Source organism: Candidatus Amarobacter glycogenicus, from assembly GCF_016704105.1.
In the GTDB taxonomy this organism is placed as follows: domain Bacteria; phylum Chloroflexota; class Dehalococcoidia; order Tepidiformales; family Tepidiformaceae; genus Amarobacter; species Amarobacter glycogenicus.
This window is the reverse complement of record NZ_JADJAT010000020.1, coordinates 113,729-133,024: the sequence shown is the minus strand read 5'-3', so window position 1 is coordinate 133,024 and position 19,296 is coordinate 113,729. Positions and strand designations below refer to the sequence as shown.

The 19,296-nt window shown below is 65.8% G+C and carries 16 protein-coding genes and 1 riboswitch; of the genes, 9 read left to right on the top strand and 7 right to left on the bottom strand.

Annotated elements, in window-relative coordinates:
• Positions 1-24 precede the first annotated feature (24 nt).
• The 3 genes from IPG14_RS14965 to IPG14_RS14955 all read left to right on the top strand — a co-directional run bounded on the left by IPG14_RS14965 (position 25) and on the right by IPG14_RS14955 (position 2,764).
• On the top strand, positions 25-1,254 hold the full coding sequence (locus IPG14_RS14965) for a CoA transferase (RefSeq protein ID WP_343392347.1): 1,230 nt from the start codon (positions 25-27) through the stop codon (positions 1,252-1,254).
• Positions 1,255-1,300: 46 nt separating this feature from the next.
• Positions 1,301-2,260 carry a ribose-phosphate pyrophosphokinase gene (locus IPG14_RS14960; RefSeq protein ID WP_343386338.1) on the top strand — a complete coding sequence of 320 codons (960 nt, stop codon included), beginning with the start codon at positions 1,301-1,303 and terminating at the stop codon, positions 2,258-2,260.
• Between the two features lie 72 nt (positions 2,261-2,332).
• Positions 2,333-2,468: riboswitch (cyclic di-AMP (ydaO/yuaA leader) on the top strand.
• Positions 2,469-2,578: 110 nt separating this feature from the next.
• Entirely contained in the window at positions 2,579-2,764 is a 186-nt protein-coding gene (locus tag IPG14_RS14955) for a hypothetical protein (RefSeq protein ID WP_343386337.1), read from the top strand.
• 108 nt (positions 2,765-2,872) lie between these two features.
• Here the strand turns inward: IPG14_RS14955 and IPG14_RS14950 are convergent, their stop codons facing one another.
• From IPG14_RS14950 to IPG14_RS14940, 3 genes are all read right to left on the bottom strand, one after another.
• Complete coding sequence (locus IPG14_RS14950; protein WP_343392346.1) at positions 2,873-3,586, bottom strand: PaaI family thioesterase; 714 nt, start codon at positions 3,584-3,586, stop codon at positions 2,873-2,875.
• A 110-nt stretch (positions 3,587-3,696) separates the two neighbouring features.
• A complete protein-coding gene (locus tag IPG14_RS14945; protein ID WP_343392345.1) occupies positions 3,697-5,181 on the bottom strand; it encodes a tetratricopeptide repeat protein in 1,485 nt (494 codons plus the stop codon).
• Positions 5,178-5,576 carry a hypothetical protein gene (locus IPG14_RS14940; protein WP_343386334.1) on the bottom strand — a complete coding sequence of 133 codons (399 nt, stop codon included), beginning with the start codon at positions 5,574-5,576 and terminating at the stop codon, positions 5,178-5,180. The genes IPG14_RS14945 and IPG14_RS14940 overlap by 4 nt, the downstream gene beginning before the upstream one ends.
• Positions 5,577-5,668: 92 nt before the next feature.
• Here IPG14_RS14940 and IPG14_RS14935 point away from each other — a divergent pair, with 92 nt between their 5' ends.
• The 6 genes from IPG14_RS14935 to IPG14_RS14910 all read left to right on the top strand — a co-directional run bounded on the left by IPG14_RS14935 (position 5,669) and on the right by IPG14_RS14910 (position 11,044).
• Entirely contained in the window at positions 5,669-6,169 is a 501-nt protein-coding gene (locus IPG14_RS14935; protein ID WP_343392344.1) for a glycine/sarcosine/betaine reductase selenoprotein B family protein, read from the top strand.
• 24 nt (positions 6,170-6,193) lie between these two features.
• Complete coding sequence (locus IPG14_RS14930) at positions 6,194-6,520, top strand: hypothetical protein (RefSeq protein ID WP_343392343.1); 327 nt, start codon at positions 6,194-6,196, stop codon at positions 6,518-6,520.
• Between the two features lie 107 nt (positions 6,521-6,627).
• On the top strand, positions 6,628-9,117 hold the full coding sequence (locus IPG14_RS14925) for a CoA transferase (protein WP_343392342.1): 2,490 nt from the start codon (positions 6,628-6,630) through the stop codon (positions 9,115-9,117).
• Positions 9,114-9,935: a hypothetical protein gene (locus IPG14_RS14920; RefSeq protein WP_343392341.1), complete on the top strand. Its 822-nt coding sequence runs from the start codon at positions 9,114-9,116 to the stop codon at positions 9,933-9,935. Before IPG14_RS14925 ends, IPG14_RS14920 begins: the two co-directional genes overlap by 4 nt.
• Before the next feature lie 64 nt (positions 9,936-9,999).
• Positions 10,000-10,260 (top strand): hypothetical protein, encoded by a 261-nt coding sequence (locus IPG14_RS14915; protein WP_343392340.1) that lies wholly within the window; start codon positions 10,000-10,002, stop codon positions 10,258-10,260.
• Between the two features lie 52 nt (positions 10,261-10,312).
• Positions 10,313-11,044, top strand: a complete 732-nt coding sequence (locus tag IPG14_RS14910) for a PIG-L family deacetylase (protein ID WP_343386328.1) — start codon at positions 10,313-10,315, stop codon at positions 11,042-11,044.
• A 51-nt stretch (positions 11,045-11,095) separates the two neighbouring features.
• Here the strand turns inward: IPG14_RS14910 and IPG14_RS14905 are convergent, their stop codons facing one another.
• From IPG14_RS14905 to IPG14_RS14890, 4 genes are all read right to left on the bottom strand, one after another.
• Positions 11,096-11,914 carry a formate/nitrite transporter family protein gene (locus IPG14_RS14905; protein ID WP_343386327.1) on the bottom strand — a complete coding sequence of 273 codons (819 nt, stop codon included), beginning with the start codon at positions 11,912-11,914 and terminating at the stop codon, positions 11,096-11,098.
• Positions 11,911-13,467, bottom strand: coding sequence for a ferredoxin--nitrite reductase (nirA, locus tag IPG14_RS14900; RefSeq protein ID WP_343392339.1), 1,557 nt, complete (start codon positions 13,465-13,467; stop codon positions 11,911-11,913). The genes IPG14_RS14905 and nirA overlap by 4 nt, the downstream gene beginning before the upstream one ends.
• Before the next feature lie 153 nt (positions 13,468-13,620).
• Positions 13,621-17,313 carry a DNA polymerase III subunit alpha gene (dnaE, locus tag IPG14_RS14895; protein ID WP_343392338.1) on the bottom strand — a complete coding sequence of 1,231 codons (3,693 nt, stop codon included), beginning with the start codon at positions 17,311-17,313 and terminating at the stop codon, positions 13,621-13,623.
• Between the two features lie 212 nt (positions 17,314-17,525).
• The gene (locus IPG14_RS14890; RefSeq protein WP_343392337.1) at positions 17,526-19,028 is read right to left on the bottom strand and encodes an NAD(P)/FAD-dependent oxidoreductase; all 1,503 of its coding nucleotides are present in this window, start codon (positions 19,026-19,028) and stop codon (positions 17,526-17,528) included.
• Positions 19,029-19,296: the final 268 nt, after the last annotated feature.

Genomic DNA, 19,296 nt, shown 5'->3' with positions numbered 1-19,296 from the left:
ACCGCCCCGTAGGATTGCGTCACCATGACCAATCCATCCGACTCCGAAGAACTCCTCTTCTCCGGCCTCAAGGTCGTCGATTGCGGCACCTGGATTGCCGGGCCCGTCGCCGGCACCATCCTCGCCGACTTCGGCGCCAGCGTAATAAAGGTCGAAGTCCCCGGCGCCGGCGACCCGTACCGCGCGCTCTCGGGCGGCCCCCTCAGCCCTCGGGCTCCCGTCAATTACATGTGGATGTGCGACGGCCGCAACAAGCGCAGCATCACCCTCAACCTCGCCTCCCCAGAAGGCCGCGACATCCTGATGCGACTCGTCCGCGATTGCGACGTGTTCATCACCAACCAGCCGTTCCCAACGCGTCGCAAGCTCCGCCTGAACTACGAAGACCTCGCCCCCGAAAACGGCCGCATGATCTACGCCTCGCTCACGGCCTATGGAGAGTACGGCCCTGATGCCGAACTCGAAGGCTTCGACGGCGTCGCCTGGTGGGCCCGTTCGGGGCTCATGGATCGCGTCCGCGCTGCCGGGGCGACGCCCGGCGGATCCGTGCCCGGCATGGGCGACCACCCGACGGCCGTTTCGCTCTACGCCGCCATCGTCACCGCATTGATGCGCCGCGAGAGGACCGGCAAAGGCGGCCGAGTCCACACCAGCCTTCTCGCCAACGGGGTCTGGTCGAACGCCTGCCTCGCCCAGGGGGCCGTTATCGGCGCCGAGTTCCCCGTCCGGGATGACGGCTCCGGGCCAGCCCGCTTCCCCAACCGCGTGCTCTACCCCACGAGCGACAACCGCCTCCTCCAGCTCTACATGGTCCGCACCCAGGCGGAGTTCGATGCCCTTCTCATCGCTTCAGGGAGAGACGATATTCTCGTCGACTCTCGCTTCGGCAGCCCTGCGTCCCGACTCGAAAACGGCGCCGCGCTCGTCCAACTTCTGCGCGAGACCTTCGCCACCCGGCCCGCCGCCGAATGGCTCGCGACCTTCCGGGAACACGGCGTGCCCGTCACCCTGGTTGCCGAGATGGAGGACCTCCCCAACGACCCGCAACTCCGGGCGAACAACATCGTCGCGCCACCGACAGGTCCCGGTGTCCCGGCCGAGGTGATCATCAACCACCCCTTGAACATCGATGGCATGCCCCGGGCGGGCGCACACCACGCCCCGGAGGTCGGCGAGAACACCGCCGAGGTGCTCGCCGAACTTGGGTTTTCCGCAAGTGCCATCGAAGGCTTGAGGGCCCGCGGCATCACCTGATGCATCGCACCTAAGGCGGCCCACGAGTAGATTCCCACTTGAGACGATGCCCGGAGCCGCCGCCGTGTACAACGACTTCGCGATATTCACCGGCCGCGCCCACCCCGAGTTGGCCGAAGCAATCGCCGCGCGACTGGGGCGCCCCCTCGGCAAGGTCGATGTCTTCGAATTCTCGAACGAGAACATCTTTGTCCAGTTCCAGGAGAACATCCGCCAGCGCGATGTGTACCTGGTCCAGCCGTTCGTCTCTCCGGTCAACACATCGATTCTCGAACTGTTGATCATGATCGATGCAGCCCGCCGCGCCTCGGCCGGCCGCATCACCGCTGTCATCCCGTATTACGCCTATGGCCGCAGCGACAAAAAGGACCAGCCTCGCGTCCCCATCACTGCCCGCTTGATAGCGAACATGCTCGAAACGGCCGGCGCCGACCGCGTCCTCACCATGAACCTCCATGCCGGGCAGATCCAGGGCTTCTTCAACATCCCCCTCGATGAGCTCAACGCGCTCTTTCCCGTCTCCGCTTACTTCAAATCGAAGAACCTCACCGATTACACCGTCGTCGCCACCGATGTCGGCGGTGAGAAGCGCGCCCGGGACCTCGCTGTCCGCCTGGACCTCCCGCTCGCGATCATCGACAAGCGGCGCATCGGGAACACCGAGACCGCCGAGGCGATGCACGTCATCGGCGAGGTCGAAGGACGCGGCTGCCTCATCCTCGATGACGAAATCAGCACCGCAGGCACCATCGTCTCCGCAGTGAACGCGCTCCGCCAGAACGGCGCCCGGGAGATGATCATCAGTTGTTACCACCCCGTCTTCAGCGGGCCTGCCGTCGCCCGCCTCCGTTCGCTCGATGCGCGTGAAATCGTCGTCACCGATTCCGTCCCTCTGGGCCCGGAGAAGCGCCTCCCGAACCTCACCATCCTCCCCGTTGCCCCGCAATTTGGCGATGCCATCGGCCGCATCCACTCCGGTCAGTCGGTGGGCGCTCTCTTCCAGTAGCGCGGGAACTGACCCGGCGACAGGTAAGCCGAATTTACGAACTGTTAATGCAACCGCTGGTTGCCATGTGGTACAACGTTCGTGCCGAACCGGTGGCAACACCGGACGGGGGACCCACCACCTGGGGTGTATCCGGGCCTTGGCCTGGTAGGCGACTCCCTTCGCCGAACCCGTCAGCTAACCCCGTAGGCGTATTGGGAGAGGCGTGGCAGCCGCTCAGCCTGCCGCATCAAGCCTCTCAGACCGCGATGGATCGGCTTCGCCGCACGGCCCCCCGTGCGCGGATTCGTTCCGCCCGTCTCGCTAAGGAGGCTGCCGATGCTTCGGAACTCACGCCAACCATGGTGGAAGCGGCTCGTCGCCGCCGAACCCGTCCCCGCCTACGTCCAGGAGGCCGCGTCCGCGCTTCAGCGCCGCTGCCCCGAATGCCGCGATACCTACGATGTTCGCGACCACTATTGCCCGCGGTGCCACACTGCCACGCCCGAGTGGCGCTACGGCTGATCGAGTCGTTCCCTCCTCCGGTGTGCCGTTTCCCTCGCGGCCACCACCCCCTCGAAGGCCACCTGTGGAAGGCACGGGTGGCCTTCCTGGTGTCACCGGCGGTGCTCGCTACGGGGGGGCGGAGGTATCCGTCCTGCCTCGTTCCCGCGCCTGCATCGCCTGCATCGCGGCGAAATCGACCGAAATGAACACGCCTTCGGCTTCGGCGCAGAGTGTCTCGCCATCGTGGATGGTGCCCGTCGTGAAGATCTTGCGGCCCTCCACCCGGTCGACCCAGGCGGTGAAGCTCAGTTCCTTGTGCAGGGGTGTCGGCCGCCGATAGCGGACCGTCAGCGTCCCGGTCATGCCGGATTTGTCGCTCAGGGACTGGGCCATCCCCAGCAGTTCGTCGAGCGCGGCGGCGACGAACCCGCCATGGACATGGCCCGGAGGGCCCTCGTAATGGAGTCCGAAGCGGCCCGTCCCCCGGATCTTACCGTCTTCGACTCTGAAGCTCAGGGGCGGCGCCAGCGGATTGCCCAGCCCCATGAGGGGTGAACGGTCCAGCATTACCCGGGTCGATGGGGCCGTGCTCGATTCCGCGAAGCCCCACTGGTGGTGGCCTTTCCGGGTGGCTTCCAGCCTTACCGCGAACTGTTCGGCCGAGGCTGCCGCCGCGAGCAGGTCCTCTTCGCTTGCATCCATGTCGACGAGTGCTTCGTTGATCTTCCGCAGCGCCGCCGCCAGCTTGTGGAGCGCAATGCGTTGGCCCGTTGGGGGGCCAGCCTCGGTCCAGCTCGACGCGTTGAAGATTGCATGCTGCTTCGGTGAGGGCTCTTCCATGTGGGGTGATTGTGCGCGACGGCGGGGAAGCCTGGACAACCGAAAGCGTTCGCCGCCAGGCGTGGTTCCCTCGTCTCGCACGCTCGAACGCGAATCGCCGGCTTGCGCCTTCAGTTGGCGCGAGGGCCGGTTTGCCGCAGCAGCTTCAGGAACTCTTCGTCGCCCGAGAGGATCGCCAGGCGCGGGTCTGCCGCCGCCTCGCGCGCGTAGGCGGGGTCCAGTTCGAGCGCCCGGCCGATGTGGCGGAACGCCTCTTCGCGGTTCCCCATCGTAGCCGCGGCCTGAGCCGCCCCGTACTGCGCCGCAGCATCGCTCTGGTCCATCTGGGCCGCCTCGCGGAAGTCCACCAGCGCGGCCGCCGCGTTCCCGCCGTGCAACTGGGCCAGGCCCCGGTTCACCATCACCGTCGTGTCGCTTGAGTCGATGTCGAGTGCCCGGTTGAAGTCAGCGAGCGCGGCCGCGTAGTTCGTCCGGTAAAGGTGCAGCATCCCGCGGTTGTTCAGTGCGTCCGCGTCGAGCGGATGGAGGTCGAGCGCACGGTCGTAGTCGCCCAGCGCCTTTTCGAATTCACCCGCACGCGTATGGGCGTTCGCACGGTTGTAGTAGGCGGCGGTCAGCTGGTCATCGAGCGCAATCGCCTGTCCGTACCGTTCGATCGCGAGCCCGTACTGCCCGACATTGAAGTAGACGTTACCTTCATCCAGGAACGATTCTGCCGTCCGCCTGGGGGGAGGAACGATTGGCGCCGGCTCCAGGTCGTCCAGGGCCTCTTCGACTGAAGAGAACAGGTTCGGTGCGGCTTCGGGGGCCGAGAGGATGGCTTCGGCCTCGATCGCCGGCTCCGGTGTCGCCGCAAGTTGCTCGAAGGCCTCGGTCAGAACGTCGCGTTCCGCGGGCTCCTGCTCGGTGTCGAGCACTACGACCCCGGCCTCCGGTGGGCTCGCCTCTTCTGACTCCTGCGGCGCGTCGATCGTCACGGGTTCCGCCAGCGCGGCGGCGGCATCGGTGATAGCCTCCGCGCCGGCTTCTGCTTCGGCCATCATCTCAGCTTCGGCTTCAGCCTCCGCCAGCGCCGCAACCTCTTCCATGGCCTCTGCGTCTGCGACCGCCTCCAGGAACTCTTCCTCTTCGCCGGGCTCGGCGAGTTCGGAAATCACGAGGTCTCCCTCTGCATCGAGCGCGATGTCTTCGGCGGCTCCGCCGGGCGGCGGCGGCATGCCTTCGTCCTCTGCGATCGCATCCTGCAGGGATTCGGCGGCATCTTCGGCCAGTGCTTCCGCGAAGAGTTCGGCAGCCTCTGCTTCGTCGAGCAGCTCCGCCTCGGCGATCGCTTCTTCGATAGCCTCCGCCGCTTCCGCTGCGCCTTCTGGTTCCTCCGCGGGTGCAACCGCCGGCTCGCCCGCCGGCACGGCTCCGTTCGTGCTGGCGACCGGCTCGGGCTCGTATGTCTCGCTCGGTTCCAGCGTCGGCGGCGCCCAGGGCGAGTTCTCAGGCGCCTGGGTCCCCGTCGCCCGCTTCCGAGAAGCATTGGTCACGTACACCACCACGGCCGTGACGATGCCGGCGAACAACAGGAACCTGAACAGGCGTTTCATGTTCGAGAAGCCTCGCGTTCCAGGAGATGCTCGGTTACGGCCACCAGGCCGGAATACGCGTAGAGCAGATGATCCTTCGGGTGCAGTTCGAGCTTCTTCAGCGTCTCTTTCCGCGCAGTCACCGGGTCCCACGAGTCCATGAGCTCAATCGAGTCGTGGTCCACACCCATCTGGAGTTCGTAGAGTTCGCCGTCTTCGGCCACAACGACGCAGCCGACTTCCGGGTCCCCACCGTCGATATCGCACTCGATCGCTGTCGTGAAAATCGCGTTCGGGAACGAAGGGAAAGGCTGGAGTTCGCTGCAGGCTTCCTTCAGGAGCGCCTGGATCTGCATCGCGGACCGCTCGAGGATGAGGTCGGCCTGGGTCTTTCGGAGAAGCGATTCGTTTGCCATTGCTGAGAAAAGTATAAGCACTCAAACAAACCGCGCCTCCCCGCTCGATCCGAAGTATGCTGCGCGCCGAAGCGCCGAAACCGGAGGCTCCCGTGACCGTTGATAGCTACCGCTACCTGCCCCGCTCGATGAAGACCATGTACGAGGCCACGCCCGTGAGTGATGAGCCCGTCGCCTGGACCCCGCTTCCCAGGCCACTCAACCGCTGTTCCATCGCGCTCATGACTTCGGCCGGGATCTTCCTCAAGGACTCGCAGGCCGGGTTCGATGAAGAACGGGAGTGGGCCAACCCCCAGTGGGGCGACCCTACCTACCGCGTCATTCCGTCGGATGTCCGCCAGGAGCAGGTCTCCTGTTCACACCTCCACATCAGCCACGATGACTTGCTCGAGGATGTGGATGTCGTCCTCCCCATCCGTGCCTTCAAGGCGCTCGAGACCGAAGGGCGGATCGGCTCGCTCGCCGGCGAGCACTACTCGTTCATGGGTTACCAGGACCGCCGCCTCCTGGACTGGCGCAACACCCAGGGCCCGGAACTCGCCGCCCGCCTGAAAGAACGCAAGGTCGATGTCCTGTTGCTTGCCCCTGCCTGACCGGACTGCTGCAGGAACGTGCCCGTGCTGGCGCGTCTGATTGAATCGCTCGGCATTCCCACCGTCACCGTCACGATGATGCCCGAACTCGCCTTGAAAATGCGCGCTCCCCGCGTCGTCGGCGTCGAATTCCCGTTTGGCCACAGCTTTGGGACCCCGCACAACGACGCGCTAATGCTCCAGGTTGCCCGCGCGGCCTGCGAAGCGCTGGAGGAAGCCGGCGCTCCGGGCTACCGCCTGGACGTCGAAACCGAGTGGCCGGTACCGCTCGAAGTCGCCTACAAGACGTGGCATCCGCCGCGCCCGAGCCCGGTCGTCGCCCAGATGCTGAAGTCCCGCGGGCAGAGCTAGCCTCAATGCGCCCGCTTTCGGTCTCCGCCCGGGCGTGCTAACCATGTCCTCGGTCGCAGCGTGCGCCCCGCGGCTGTTCCGTCTGCTCTGGTAAACTCCCGTCCACCTTGTCCACCCCGAACGCAGCCGACTCCAGCCTGTTCCTCCCGCTCAAAGGCATCCGCGTCCTCTCTTTCGAAGTCGCCTATTCGCTGCCTGCCGGCACGCGCACGCTCGCCGAACTCGGCGCCGAAGTGGTCCGCGTTGCCGGCCCCGGGCGCGATAGCTTCTATATCGGTGTCGTCGACGGGGTCTACCTCTCCAAGCCGTGCATCGGGATCAACCTGAAGGACCCGGCTGGCCTCCAGGTAGCGAAGCGCCTCGTGGCGCAGGCCGACATTGTCTGCAGCAACTTCGTCCCCGGAGTGATGGAGCGCCTCGGCCTCGGCCCGGACGTCATCAGCGCCCTCAACCCGTCGGCCATCGTCCTCCAGCTCTCGGGCTACGGCTCTCCCGGTCCCTGGAGCGGCTACGCGGCGTTTGGGCCAAGCACGGAAGCTGCAGGCGGCTTGAACTGCCTCACCGGCCCCGAGTCCGGCCCGCCCATCCGCGTCGGCAGCGGTGTCTTCTCCGATCAGCTCGGAGGCAGGTTCGCCGCCCTCGGCCTCCTCGCCGCCCTCGAAGCGCGCGCTCGCACCGGCGCCGCCAGGTACATCGACCTTTCGATGGCCGAGGCCATCACCCTGCTCGTCGGCCACACGGTCGTGGCCGCAGGCGTCGGTGACACTCCCCCGCGCCTCTGGAATCGTGACCGCGACTTCGCTCCCCAGGGTATCTACCCTGCGAAGGGCGAAGACGAGTGGCTGGCGATCACGGTCAAAGACGACTCCCAGTGGAAGGCACTCGCGGCCCTGGCTGGCTCGCCCCGGCTCCAGGACTCGGAGTTCGATACCGCCTGGGCCCGCCACGCCAATCACGATGCCATCGACGCCCTCCTTTCCGGCTGGACCGCGACTCAGGATAAGGACGAGCTCGCGGAGCTCCTCCAGCGGCACGGGGTTGCGGCCTCCCCCGTCCAGAAGTCGCGCGACCCGCTCTTCGACCCCCACCTGAAGTCGCGCGGCCTGTTCGACTGGGTCCAGCACGAGCGCCCCATCCTGGGCTTCGCTGCCCACCCACACCCCACGACTCCCTGGATCGCCGCCGGGCACGCACGGCATCCGCTCAAGGACATCCACTTCCATGGCGCCGACAACGCGCGGGTGCTGGGCGAATGGCTCGGCGCGACCCCGAAGGAAGTCGCTGCCCTCGAAGCATCCAGCGCCCTCATCGTCCTGCGAGATGTCCAGGTCGAAGACCGCCGTACCGCCTACCGCGACGAGGACTTCGCCGAACAGCTCGGTCTCCCGCCGCCCACTCCGGCGCCTGGCGGACTCCCCCTCTCCCGGGCTGGGGAAAAGGGTCCGGGGAACGAGGAGCACACTCCGCGCGCAACCAAGCGCCCGCGGAGTGGGGGCCTCCGCGTCCTCGAACTCTCCGCCGGCCCGGCCGCAGGCTTCTCCGGGATGCTTCTCGCGGAACTCGGCCACGAAGTCATCCGCGTCGAACTCCCCGATTGGTACGCCGCCGCCGATCGACCGACTGCAGTCCTGGACGAGACGGAGCGAGGCTTCCTCGCCCGCCGCAAGAAGAGTGTCACGCTGGACGCCCAGACCTGGAGTTCGCAGTTCCTCGAACTCGCGTCTTCCGCCGATGCGGTCGTCGAAGACCTCGGCCCGGGTGGCCTTGGCGGCCTCGGTGTCACCACCCACCGGCTGCGAGACCAGAACCGCGACATCGTCGTCGCGAGCATCTCCCCCTACGGTCACACGGGCCCGAAGACCCGCTGGCAGGCTTCGGAGTTGACTATCCAGGCGTCGGCCGGAGTCCTCCACTCCACAGGGTCGATGGATTCCGCTCCTTCGAAGGCCGGCGGCTTCCCCGCCCATCACATCGCCGGAATCAACGCCGCCACCGCCGTACTCGCCCGCTGCCTCGGCATCACCAGGGGCGCCTGCGGCGGCGGCCATATCGATGTCTCGATGCAGGAAACCTACATCCCCCACTGGTCGCGCCACATCGGCGAGTGGGCCTATTCGGGTACCAAGATGCGCCGGGAACTCCCCGGCTTCGGCCACCAGGGCTTCCGCCATACCGCCATGACGGCGGACGGCTGGATCTACGTCCTCTCCCTTTACGCCAGCTGGGAAGAGATTGCCCTCTTCTTCGGGCTCGAGGAATTCGTCACGGACGATTGGTCCAACCCCGCCTACCGGATGGAGCACTGGCCGGAGCTCGAGCAGCCATACCTCTCTTCCGTCGCTTCGAAACCGCGTTACCAGTGGTTCGCCGAATCGGCCGAAGCGGGCTTTACCTTCGCCCCTGTCCACTCGCCCGGCGACCAGGCCAGCAACCCGCACTACGCGGCCCGGGGCTTCCTCAAGGAAGCCGAGTTCGCCGGCCACCGCGTACCGACCCCCGGGCTCCCCTTCCCGTGGGACACGCCTGCCGCGCCGAACCGTCCGCCGAACCCCGGCGAACACAATGCCGAAATCCTCGGCCATGGAGCAGCCAAGTGACTGACCCGCCATTCTTCGAAGGCATCTATCGGAAACTCGTGAACACCGCCGCCGAGCAAAAGGAATCGATCCACGACGATGCTCAAGCCCAGCGCCTCGGATTCCGAGGGGGATTCGTCCCCGGGAGCATCGTCGGCACCGCGGCCCTCCCCGCGATCGTCGCTGCGTTCGGCAAGGAGTGGATGGAAGGTGGCTGGTACTCCTTCACCTTCGTCTCGCCGGTCTACATCGACGATGAAGTCCACGAGGTTGCCGGCCGGACTCCGGATGGCATTGCCATCCAGGTGGTCGATCGCAGCGGCCGGCTCTGTTGCAACGGCCGTGCCGGCCTCGGCGCCACGATTCCCTGGAACCCCTCGGAGGATGGCGCCCACGGGGCGGAAGGCGTCCTGCCCGAGGTCTCCCTGGGGTTCGAGTTCCTCCCGCATGAGTTCACGCCGGAGCCGGATCTCTGCCAGGCGACCGTCCGGTCTGCCGGCGACACAACGCCCTGGTACGCCGGTGGGTCTCCCTGGGGCGGCCCCATCGTGCCTCCCGAACAGCTCCACGTCGTCGCGCTCCACCTCATGCGCGAGCCGCGGCAGCCTCGTCCCGGCCGCATGGAAGGGATCCGCGAACCGGGAATGTGGGCCCAGCACGACCTCGCCATCGAGGGCCCGCTCTTCCAGGACCGCACCTACACCGTCAAAGAACGGGTCGCCGACAAGGGCCGCTCTGGCCGGACTATCTACCTTACCTACGAATTCGAAGTCTTCGATGGCGCCCGCCGGGTCGCTCGTGGACGCCACAAGGCCAAGTGGCTCGCCGCGTCTGAGTAGTCGCTGTCCCAACCGCCGCTCGGCCAACGCACCCGGCAGGCCCCGAACTGCTAATCTCACCCCGGTGGAACGGCGCGATTTCGGCCCCGGACGGACCCTCGTCGCCGAAAGCACGTGGGACTGGATGCTGCTGCGCGAGGCGGGCGGCGCCCTCGTCCTCTCCGTCGTCTGTGGCACCGTTGGCCTCTACGAAGTCGAGGTGGTGCTCGGCGCCGATTCCCTCGCCGCCTACGCATCCGACGGGCTCACCTTCATCGAGCGGCTTGCGGCGGACGTCCGCGAACACCCCCGGGACTACCTCCCTCCGGCTCCCGCTTCGTCCTGAGCGGTTCGCTGCTACGCTGGTTTCACGAACCCACGCACCGGAGTCCGCCACCGTGCCCTCGAACGTCGAAGACTTTGTCCCGCCCTCCGCGATGGTCGTCGTCGCCCACCCCGACGATGCCGAATTCATGGTCGCGGGGACCATCGCCCGCTGGGCCGCCGCCGGTTGCGAAGTCACCTACGTCATCATCACGAAGGGCGACAAGGGCAGCGAAGACCCGGAAATGACCAGCGAGCGGCTGACGATCATTCGCGAGGCCGAACAGCGGGCAGCCGGCGCCATCCTCGGCGTAAAGAACTACGAGTTCATGGGCTACCCGGATGGCTACCTCGTCCACACCCTCGAACTCCGCCGCGATGTCACCCGGATCATCCGCAGGCACCGCCCCCACGTCCTCCTTACCTTCGATCCGACGAACCGCTTCTTTTCAGACAACTACGTGAATCACCCGGACCACCGCGTCGCCGGTGATGTTGCCCTCGATGCGACCTTTCCCACAGCCCGCGACCGCCTCACGTTCCCCGAACTCCTGGTAGACGGATACCAGCCGTGGAAGGTCCGCCAGGTCTGGCTCTCCGGTTCGGCCGAGCCCAACGTCTGGGTCGATATCGGCCCGACCCTCGAACTGAAGAAGAAGGCGCTCCTGAAGCACCCCTCGCAGCTCGGACCGGATGTCGCGGACTTCGCCGAAGAGATGGCCCGGATGGCCGGCGCCGGTCAGCAAATCCAGCATGCCGAGGCGTTCCGCCGGTTCATCCTCGAGCAGGACCCCGTCCACGAATGAGGCGGGCCGTCGCCGGCCCGCCCGATCGAACAAATTGCCAGCGCGGCAGCCTCAGTCTGCCCCGGCGATACCCGGCACTTCCGCCCGGCTGAAGCCCGGGATCGTGATCTTCGCGGCCGTCAGCCAGTAGGCCCCACCGACGAAGACCGCGCCGCTCACGATATTTCCGAGCGTCACCGGTACCAGGTTGTGGACGAATCCGCCCCAGGTGACCGTGTCAGGGTGGTCCTGCAACAGGCCGATGCCGAGCAGCGTCATGTTCGCGACGCTGTGTTCGAAGCCCGAGCCGATAAACGCGAACAGGCACCAGAAGATCATGATCAGCTTGCCGGCTTCGCTCGTCGCCCGCATCGCGCACCAGACGGCGAGGCACACGAGCCAGTTGCAGAGCATCGCCCGGAAGAAGAGGTCGCTGGCGGGCAGGGTCATCTTTGTCTCGACCGTCTTCTGGATGAACCCCAGGTGCGGCGCAGCGCTGAAGACACCGGCTTCCGCCACCAGCCAGGCGACAAGGAGCGACCCGGCGAGGTTCCCGGCGAGGCTCACCACCCATGTGGCGCCCAGGTCTGCGGGCGAAACCGTCCGCCTGAGCAGGCCGATGGTCATCACCATCACGTTGCCCGTGAACAGCTCCGAGCCGGCCATGATCACCAGGGAGAGCGCGACCCCGAAGGAGACACCCATGACCAGCTTGGTCCAGGGTGAGGCGGCCGCCGAGAACGGCGCTCCGACCGCGAAGATGAGGACGATCGCGAGGCCGACGTAGGCGCCGGCCATGATCGAAAGGACGAAGTAGCCGACCGGCGACTTCTTCAAAGTGGTTGCCTTGCCGGTGGCCGCCTGGGCCACCGCTGCGATTGCGTCGTTCATTCCACTGCCTCCAGGGTGTTGGTGTGTTCAAGGAGTTGCATCACAGAGAGGGGAACCGTCTGCTGGAACCGCTGCCGGACCAACGCCTCCACCAGCACGGGCAGGTCCTCGACATGGACGTTGGTCAGTACCTTCGTCGCCAGCCGAGCGTTCTCTCCGAGCTTTCCGCCAACCCAGACATCGGCGGCCTCCTCCACCCGTTCGCCGAGGCGGATGTTCGCGCCCTGTAGCCCGATATCCCCGACGTGGTGCTTGCCGCAGGCGTGGACGCAGCCGCTCACATGGATGCGAGTCCCCCGCGGGACCTGGATCCCCTTGCGTTCCAGGTCCGTCGCCAGGTTGAAGGCGTGCGTCTTCGTATCGATAAGCGAGAAGTGGCAGTAGTCGTTCCCGGTGCATGCCACCAGGCTTCGCCAGACGGCCGGAGGGTTCGGCCGCAGCTTCGCCAGCAGTGGTTCCGCCAGCAGCGCCGAAAGCGCGGAATCCGGCACGTGAGGCACCACCACGTTCTGGTCGATCGTGAGCCGCAGTTCACCGGCGCCGTACTGCTCGGCGAGCCGGGCCAGCTCGTCCAGCTCATCCGAGGTGACCCGGCCGACCGGGATGTGCAGCCCGACGTAGTTCATGCCGACCTGCCGCTGCGGGTGGATACCCAGGTGGTCGCCCGCGATCTGGAGCCGCTCGTCGATCCCGGCGCGCCGAAGCGGCGCCTCCATCCGTGCCTCCACCGCCGCCCGGAGCCTCTCTTCGCCCCACTCCGCGATGAGCCACTTGAGCCGCGCCTTCGTCCGGATGTCGCGCGGCCCGTTGTCGCGATAGACCCCGACGAGCGCAAGGAAGAATGGCACGACCTCCTCGGGTTTCAAGAACACATCGAGCGCCGTTGCGAGGCGAGGCGAGGTCCCGCCGAGTGCACCGCCCACCAGCACGTTGAACCCGGCCACTCTGCGACCATCGAGGTCTGTCGTCGCGGGTACGAACCCGATGTCCTGCGTCTGGGCATGCCCGCAGTCGTCCCGGCAGCCGGCGACCGAGACGTTGAGCTTGCGCGGCAGGTTGCTCATCGCCTTGCCCGCCATCTGGTGGGCTTCCGCGATGGCGTTCAACAGCGGCGTCGAGTCGAACAACTCCATCCCGTCGATACCCGCCAGCGGGCAACCGATGAAGTTCCGGATGTTGTCCATCCCGGTCTGCAGGGAGTGGACACCGACGTTGCTCAGCCGTTCGAGGACGCCCGGTATCTGGGACAATCGCAGGTCGCGCATCTGGATGTTTTGGCGGGTGGTGATGTCCACCGTCCCGTGCCCGAGTTCCCGCGCGATGGCGGCGATCTCGCGCATCTGGAGGCTGGTGAGCGCCCCGCCCGTCAAGCGCAACCGCAGCATGAATGTGCCCGGGCGCTGCGGCCGGTGGAACACCCCGTACCACTTCATCCGGTTCAGTTCGTCCTCGCCGATCTCTTCGATCGGCGTGTCTTCCGCCGCATGGCGTAGCAGGTCGGGCCAGACATCCAGTCCGTCCTTCTCCGCTTTCATCGCTTCAAATTTGTTCATCCGCACACCTCCGATTACTCCAAGCTATCGGTGGATGGCGACAACGAAGTTTCTTCGCGATGAAGTGGAGATGACGGGGAGATTGCCGTTGTGTTTCCCGAAGCGGCCGTGCGGCGCGCGCCTTGCCCTGTTCCGGCCCGGTGGTGGACCGCCCTACGCCGCCGAGGGCCGCGCCGACGCCAGCTTCACCTGGCCCTGGTTCCGCAAGAGATTCTTCACACTCCGGGCCAGGTCTTCAGTTACCTCGGCGCGCGGCAAGTCGAACTCCGTGTCGTTGCCGTCGGCATCGCGGATGACGAGGCGTACCTCGTCGTTCCCCGGGCTGCCCTTGAGCATTCCCGCTACCGCCCGCAGCAGCGCTTCATCGGCGAGGATGTCGTCCGTTTCGATGATGGTCACCGTGAGCCGGGCGGAGTCGCCGTTCACTGGAGGAGTCACCCCCGGGCGCGAAGCCTCGGTCGTCGCCCCGTTTTGCGCAGAGGCTGTTCGCTGCCCGTTCTGGTATCCGTTGCCGTTCGGGCGTTGGCCGTTCGCAGGGCTGGAACGGGGCCCGCTGGAGGCGGCATCGCCCGGCGCCTGGTCCATCCGGGGCCGCCGCTTCGGCGCCTCCACCTGCCACTGTTCGGCGATGAACCCGACCACCGAACCTTCCGCGGCATCGTAAGGCGCAGCCTTGCGCACGTTCAGCCCCACACGGTCGCCGCGGTCCCGCACCTCAATCGAGCACACCAGTACCCGGCCCTCGGCCCAGATCTCCTCGCCTGTCAGTTCGATCGTGTCATTCCAGACGGTGAGTTCGACGGTCCCGGAGAGGTCCTCCAGGTCGACCACGTAGAACTTCCGGCCGTCGCGGGTCACGCGCGCCTGCACCCGGTTCACGAGCCCGCCGATCGTTACGGTCTGGCCCTTGAGTTCCATGCCGATCTCGGAGATCTGGTGGCTCGTGTACCGGGCGACATCGCTCGCGACCGGCTTGAATGGGTGGTCCGAGACGTAAACGCCGAGCAGTTCCTTCTCCCAGGCGAGCATGTCCTCCTTGCGCGCCGGTGCCGGCTCCAGTTCGAGCGCGGGGAGCGGCGTATCCACCTGGCTCCCGAACAGGTCGAACATCGTCGATTGACCGCTCTCCCGGAGTTCTCGCTCCCGTTTGGCAAGGCCCACCAGCCGCTCGGCGTTCATCACCAGCGTCCCGCGGTCGTACCCCAGCAGGTCGAACGCGCCACAGCGCGCGAGGTGTTCGATAGCGCGCGAGTTCGCCGCGCTCAGGTCCGCTCGCTTGCAGAAGTCTTCGAGGTCGCGGTAGGGGCCGTCCTTCTCACGCGCTGCGACGATGCCCTCGACCGCCGAGGAACCGACGTTCTTTACCACTCCCATGCCGAAGCGGATGGCAAGCGCCCCGTCCTGCCGCCGCTCCACGCTGAAGTTGTCCATGCTCGCGTTGACGTCCGGTGGCAGCACCTCGATCCCGAGCTTCGAGCACTCGGCCACAGCTGCCGCGATACGTGCATGCGTGTCGGGGGCGCTCTTCGAAAGTTGCAGCAAAGCAGTCATGTACTGGACCGGGTGGTTCGCCTTCAGCCAGGCCGTCTGATAGGCGATGTGCCCGTAGCACCAGCTGTGCGCCTTGTTGAAGGCGTAACCGGCGAACGGCTCGATCAGGTCGAAGACGGCGGTCGCGTCCTCTTCCGAGTACCCCTTGGCCATGGCGCCCGCGACGAAGCGGCCGCGCTCTTCGACCATGATCTCGGCCTTCTTTTTGCCCATGGCCTTGCGCATGATGTCGGCCTGGCCGAGAGAGTAGCCGGCGAAGCGCTGCGCGATGAGGAGCACCTGGTCCTGGTAAACGATGACGCCGTAGGTCTCATCGAGGACCTGGGCGAGGTCCGGGTGGGGGTAGGAGACCGCGATCTTGCCGTGCTTCGAATCGATGAAGCGCGGGATCTGCTGCATTGGGCCCGGGCGGTAGAGTGCGACCATGGCGCAGAGGTCGGAAATGTTGGTCGGCTGCAGGTCCTGGACGTAGCGCCGCATGCCCGCCGATTCAAGCTGGAACACGCCGAACGTCTCGCCTTTGCCCAGCATCTCCATCGTCTTCTCGTCGCCATCCGCGATGTGGACGATGTCGATCGCTTCGCCGCTGGTGGCCTTGATTAGTTCTACCGCCCGCTGAAGGATGGTCAGGTTCGAAAGGCCCAGGAAGTCCATCTTCAAGAGGCCGATTTTCGCTACCTGTTCCATCGCGAACTGCGTCGTTGGGATGCTGTCCTCATCCCCCTTGCTCGGCCGCTGCAGGGGGACGTGTTCGATCAGCGGGTCGCGGGAGATGACGACCCCGGCGGCGTGCGTGCTGGCGTGCCGCGAAACTCCCTCGAGCTTCCTGGCGGTATCGAGCAGGCGCTTCACCTTCGGGTCGCCTTCGTAGATGTCCTTCATCTCCTGCGACTGTTCCAATGCCTCGTTGAGCGTGATGTGCAGGACTTCCGGCACCAGACGTGCCACCCGATCGGTCTCGGCATACGAAATGCCCAGGGCCCTGCCGACATCGCGTATGGCCGCCTTCGCGCCGAGCGTCCCGAACGTGATGATCTGGGCGACGCGGTCCTTGCCGTAGCGTTCGTAGGCGAACCGGATCATCTCGTCCCGGCGGTCGTCGGCGAAGTCGAAGTCCACGTCCGGCATCTCGCGCCGTTCCAGGTTCAGGAAGCGCTCGAACACCAGCCGGTTCGCTACCGGGTCGATGTCCGTCACCTTGAGCACGTACAGCACGAGCGAGGCTGCGGCCGACCCGCGCACTCCCATCTTTATCCCCGCCCGGCGGGCGAAGTCAGCGATCTCCTTCACCACGAACATGTAGTCCGTGAACCCCGTCTGCTTCAGCACGTCCAGTTCGTACGTCAGCCGTTGCTGAAGCTCAGGCGTGATCTCCTCGAATCGCTCATGCAGGCCGCGGAAGCAGATCTCGGCGAGGTAGTCCTCGCTGCGCTGTCCAGCCGGGACCGGAGGCTCCGGGAGAAGCTGACGGTCAAAATGCAGGTCCAGGTCGCATTCGTTCGCGACCAGCATGGTGTTGCTCATGAACTCCGGGTTCTCCGGGAAGAGCGAGTGCATCTCGTCTTCGCCTTTCACCCAGTAGCCCCGGCCGTCGAATTTGTACCGTCCCGATTGGTCGACCGTCGCGTTTGTGCCGATGCAGAGCAGCACGTCGTGCGCCTCGGCTTCGTCCGGCATCGTGAAGTGGCTGTCATTCGTCGCCACCACCTTGATGCCCATCTCCCGACCGATATCGGCGATCATCGGGTTCAGGCGCGTGAATTTCTCATCGCCGTGGTCCTGCACTTCCAGGTAGTAGTGCCCGTCGAAGACCTCGCGGTAATACTTCGCCACCGTCATCGCGCCTTCGCGGTCGCCTTCCTGGATGCGCCGGTGAAACTCGGCCGAAGGACAGCCGGAGAGCACCGTGATGCCCTCGCTGTGCTTCTCGATGAGTTCGCGGTCGATGCGGGGTTTGTAGTAGAAGCCTTCCAGGTTCGCTTTTGTCGTCAGCGCGATGAGGTTCTTGTAACCGGTCATGTTCCGCGCGAGCATCACCAGGTGGTAGGGCGAACTGTCGCCGCGCTCCCTGGTGAGCCGGCTCCCCGGCGCCACATACGCCTCGAGTCCGATGATCGGCTTGATCCCCCGGGAGGTCGCCTCTCGGTAAAAATCGATAGCCCCGTACAGCGCCCCGTGGTCCGTCATCGCCACGGCTTCCTGCCCGAGCGCCTTCACCCGGTCCATCAACGGCGCCATCTTCGACATGCCGTCGAGCAACGAATACTCGGTATGAGTGTGTAGGTGGGTGAACATATCCGGGGGGCGAAGTGTACACCCGCCCGGGCCACCAGACACCCGGATCTTATGCTGAATCCGCTCATTTGCACGGCCTTGCCGCCCGGCCGCGGGCAACGAGCGCCGCGTGGATCCTTACCGGGCAAAAGCCCCTCACACCCCGTCACTGCCGGGGTGCGAGGGGCTCGGATTGGTCGAGGACAGGCTACCCGGGATCACGCCGGCCAGCCCTACGAGTACACGAACTCCGGGCCGTCCAGGTCGATGAGCGGAAGCTCATCCTTCTCGCGCCAGTAGTCCTGGCTGTGCTGCCACTCGGGCTTCTCGCCCCGCCTCGGGAGCTTGTCCATTGCCCGCATCAGGTAGCCCGGGTTGAAGTTCTCCGGGTCGATCCACGGCAGGAGCTTCATCTCCTTGTCTTCGGGCCGGAGCGCCACCTGGACTTCCTTCGCGCCCTTCTTCTCCATGTGTGCCAGCAACCGGCAGACGAAGTCGGCCATCAGGTCGGCCCGCAGCGTCCAGCTCGCCCGGAAGTAGCCGAAGACCCACAGCAAGTTCGGCATGCCCGTGAACATCATGCCCCGGTAGGTGACCGTGTCCGAGAACACCAGCGGCTTGCCGTCGATCACAAAGTCGATGTCTCCAAGGACGTTCATGTTGAACCCGGTCGCCGTGATGACGATGTCGGCTTCGAGTTCCTGCCCCGACTTTGTCCGGATTCCGCGCGGCGTGAACGTCTCGATTTCGTCGGTAACGATGGACGCCTTCCCGGCATTGATGCCTTTGAAAATGTCCCCATCCGGAACGAAGGCAATCCGCTGCCGCCACGGCCGATACGTCGGGGTGAAGTGCGTTTCTACGTCGTAGTCGGGCCCGAGGTAGGCACGCACCATCCCGATCAGTTCGCGCTTCACCGTCTCCGGGTCTTCGAATGCCCGCCTGGTGAAGGCCGCCTGGTCGTGCAGGATCTTCCGTCGCACGATCTCGTGGATCCACGACTCGTCGATCTGGAGTTCGCGCAACGTATCTGCCAGGTCGTTCACATTGCGCCCAGGGATGAAGTACGTCGGCGAGCGCTGCAGCACTGTTACGTGCTCGCAGTCTGCGGCGATCGCCGGTACAACCGTCGCCGTCGTCGCACCCGAGCCGATGCAAATGACTCGCTTGCCCTTGTAGTCCAGGTCTTCTGGCCACGACTGGGGGTGCACGATGAGGCCCTCGTACTGGTCCATGCCCGGCCATTCCGGCGTGTATCCCTCGGAGTGGCGGTAGTAGCCCTGGCACATCCAGAGGAAGTTCGCCGTGAACGTCCGCTTCTCGCCCGTGTCCGTCCGCTGCGCTTCGATCGTCCACTGCTTGTCCGCCGTGGACCACTTCGCCGAGAGGATCTTGTGCTGGTAGCGGATGTGCTTGCCAAGGTCGTTCTCATCGATGACCTCGCCCATGTACTTCAGGATTTCCTCTGCCGTCGCGATCGGTGCGCTCGTCCAGGGCTTGAACCGGTACCCGAACGTGTACAGGTCGCTGTCCGAGCGGATGCCCGGGTACTTGTGCGTCCACCATGTCCCGCCGAAATTGTCCAGCGCTTCCAGTACGACGAAGGTGGTGCCCGGCCGCTGGTGCGTCAGGTGATATGCAGCCCCCACGCCGGAAATACCGGCCCCAACGATGAGGACATCGAAATGTTCGGTTTGCGCTGCCGTCGGTTTGGCGAGTGCCTGGGATGTGGTCATGCAATTTCCCCCTGTGGTGTGGCGGCCCATAGCATCGGCACCCGGGCCACAATGTGCATCCAGATTCACGATACGCCGCCCCGACGTCGCCGGCCCGTTATTCTCCCGGCGAACCGGCACGGCAATGGCCAGAAGGTCCACTTTCGCCTGCCCGAAAGGACACCGTGCCGGACGCGAGAACCGCGCCTGCGCACCGACGGGACGGCGATCCCTTCCGCGGCCCAGCCCGGGCGGCAGAGAATGCCGCTTCCTGGGGTAGGCACGTGTA